Annotated in this window: 2 protein-coding genes; both read right to left on the reverse strand. The window is 63.8% G+C overall.

The window, feature by feature from the left end; translation table 11 throughout:
• A partial coding sequence (locus AACY31_RS28440) for an ImcF-related family protein (protein ID WP_339505601.1) occupies positions 1–1,762 on the reverse strand: 1,762 nt, incomplete at its 3' end.
• On the reverse strand, positions 1,749–2,662 hold a 914-nt coding region (locus AACY31_RS28445; protein WP_339505602.1), incomplete at its 5' end, for a hypothetical protein. The genes AACY31_RS28440 and AACY31_RS28445, both read right to left, overlap by 14 nt.

Here is a 2,662-nt window from a genome sequence, read left to right on the forward strand (position 1 = left end):
GGCTGGCCTCGGCGTTGCGTTGGCCCATCTGATCGAGCAACACCTGGCGCACCTGCGCCACCAAGCGAGAATCGGCCTCGATGCGCCAGTCCGGGTGCGCGGGCAATTGCTCGGCGTAGAACTGCCAGAGGTTCGGTGCATAGGTTTGCCAGAGGCCGGGGGCGATGCCGTCACGCGCGGGCTCGACGTGGCCCAGGGTCTTGACCAACAGGTGCGCCTCGGCTTTTTCCGGGCGCGCCATCATCAGGTACGCCTTGAGCTGATCGTAGGCGTCACGAGTGCGCTCGGCCCGTTCGGGGCTGCCCGGTGCGAGTTGGACCAGGGCGCTCAGTTGCTCGCGCAACCGCGCCTCCGCCGGGTCGCGGATCAGGCGGTTGTTGGCCTCGACATAACGTGGCCACAGCAGCTCAAGCAATGTTTCATTGCGGTTCAAGCCAAAGCGTTGATGCCACGGCGCGCCGTGCGCGACGCGGTGATCCAAGCGCGCCAACTCGCGGGCCAGTTCGTTCAGCGCGAGCAGTTGCTCTTCTTGCGTTGATGACGCTTGCAAGGCCGTCAACAGCGATTGCACCTGGACGATCTGCGCCCGGTTGCTCACGAAGGAGACCACCGTCCCCGCGATGCCCACCAATGCCAGGCCCATGAACAGCGCATAAGCGATTCGCGGTACGCCCCAGCCCAGGCGAGCGCCGACGGCCTTGTCGCGCTGCACGCCATGCCAGGCCGGATCCGGCCACCAGAAGTGCAGGTTTTCACTGCTGTGCGTCACGGACAGCGGCAGGCTGAACCACAGCCCGCGCAGCAGCACCCCCGGGTTCAATCCACCCCACAACGGCGCCAGCGCCTGACGCCAATGGGCAATACCCTCGACCTTCAGATCCCGGGACAGGCGCAGCAGGAAATCGTGGTGCATCTGCTTGTTGACCTGCATCTGCTCCAGCCCCTCATGACGCAAGGGACCCAGCAGGTTACTCAGATTCGTCTCCAACATCGGCGCCGTGACCCGCGCCGGCAACAAACACCCCACGGTCTGGGTCTCGCGCTTGTCCTGCGGCCAGGCGCTTTCGCAGACCTGCCACACATGCAAGGGCAACCGCCGCCGCACCTGCCGCGCCAGGTCGTGCAAGTGCCGCAGGGCCTTGGCCATCGCCGCGTCGTCGGTGCTTTGGGGTTTGTCCAACGCCCAGACCACCCCATCGAACGCCCGCCCACGGCGCAGGGTGAGCCATTGGTTCAGCAGTGGGGTTTCCAACGTTTCTTGAAGGCTGCCGCCCCATAGGAGCACGGTGCGTTCGCCTTCGAGCCATTTCTTTTTTTCCAGTTCCGGGGCGATGGCGGCGATTTGGGTGGGTTCGCCGACGATGAGCAGGAGGCGGACTTTGTGGCGCCAGAGGGGGCCGTATTGGAAGCGTAGGTGCTCGCGGAGCCTGATCAACTTCTCTTCGTCGTCTTTCGAATCAGGTTGCGGATTCAATCGGGAGGTGGAGGTGCCGCCATGGATGCCCTGCGTGGTCCGCTCCGCCTGGCGAACCGCCAAACGATCCCAGGCCAGCAGAATCGTCGGGCAGAACAAAACGAGCGCCAACCATGCGCCCAGTCCCCACAACACCAATTGCTGGAGCGGTACTGGCGGCCAACCGAGGTGGTGACCAGCCAAGCGATACAGTAGGCAACCGAGTATGACCATGAACGTCATGACCAGGAGGTAGCCTGATCCCAACCCGATCAATGAGCCCTTGGGCTCGCCGTTATTCATTGCCATAAGGCTTTGCCACTCCTATAGCCAATCGTTTGTCCGCATCCTGGCTTAGCCAGCCACAGGGCTGCCCAGCCTCCTTTGCCTGCAACAACGCCAACGACATGCCGATAAACGGCGCCAGCTGCGCCAAGGCGCCCCAGTGCCCGGTCAGTTGATGCTCTACCGCCGACCAACCGCCCAGGAAAGCCTCCTGGCTGGCCTGATCCATGGCCAGACACGTCGGCGGCGGTGTTTGCAGCCCGGCATAACGCTGCATCTGTGCGCAGAGGTCAGCGGGCGGCTCGTTGGTTTCACTCAACAGGTATTCGCCCCGATGCAACAGCTGTTGACCCTGCCGACTCACCAGCCAGACGAAGCCGCCTTCGCCGGGCGGCACTGCTTCTTCGGCGCTCTGCATCGACACCACTCCAGCGCACAGCAGCCAATCGTCCGGCTTACGGCATTCGTGATTGAAGATGTCGATCAGTTCGTCCAGGCCAGCCAGGTCCTGCAAGGGCAAGCGCACCTTGGGCGGCGCGGCGCCGTTGTCTTCCAGCATCTTTTCAAAAGCAGCCAGGCCGGACTCGTCGCCCACCCAGGCAATCGCCCGCAACCTCGGCCAGCGTTCCGATACCGCGTCAAGCCCCAGGACCAACCGGGCCAAGTGTTGCGCCAGCGCTGGAGCGCGTTCGACGGTCTTATCCAGTATCACGGGGCAACGCCGACCGGGCGTCGCCGCATCGGAGGTGGCCGGTGATGGGGGCAAGGGCGTGTTTTCCATCAGGCGTTGGTAATGTTCTTGATCATCCCCAGCCGGCCCCAACAACAGCACCTGTTCCACCGGCAACCCCAGGCTTCGCCAGCGCCACCAGCGTTGTGTGTTGTCATGCTGGGTGCGGCGAAACACATCGCGATTGAACAAGC

Origin of the sequence: Pseudomonas sp. RL_105y_Pfl2_101 (assembly GCF_963970585.1) — a bacterium.
Taxonomy (GTDB): domain Bacteria; phylum Pseudomonadota; class Gammaproteobacteria; order Pseudomonadales; family Pseudomonadaceae; genus Aquipseudomonas.